Below are 277 nucleotides of genomic sequence, written 5' to 3'. Positions count from 1 at the left end.
AAGAAGACGATAGAAGCAGCTTTAAGCTCCAAGCTGATAGCTCTTAGCTAATCAGTTACGCGCTCGAAATTGGGTCTGTAGCTCAGTTGGTTAGAGCGCACCCCTGATAAGGGTGAGGTCGGCAGTTCGAATCTGCCCAGACCCACCAATTTTGTATGGGGCCATAGCTCAGCTGGGAGAGCGCCTGCCTTGCACGCAGGAGGTCAGCGGTTCGATCCCGCTTGGCTCCACCATTAACTGCTTCTGCTTGTTAGAGTTTAGAAATGAATATTCCAGT

General features: G+C 50.9%; 2 tRNA genes. Both read left to right on the top strand.

The window, feature by feature from the left end:
• The first annotated feature begins 71 nt into the window (after positions 1 to 71).
• A tRNA-Ile gene (locus tag U862_RS0128800) sits at positions 72 to 148 on the top strand.
• Between the two features lie 9 nt (positions 149 to 157).
• A tRNA-Ala gene (locus U862_RS0128795) sits at positions 158 to 233 on the top strand.
• Positions 234 to 277 lie beyond the last annotated feature (44 nt).

Source organism: Pseudomonas sp. H1h (genome assembly GCF_000633255.1).
In the GTDB taxonomy this organism is placed as follows: domain Bacteria; phylum Pseudomonadota; class Gammaproteobacteria; order Pseudomonadales; family Pseudomonadaceae; genus Aquipseudomonas.
The sequence above is the reverse complement of the archived record's forward strand: the minus strand, read 5'-3'. Positions and strand labels throughout refer to the sequence as shown.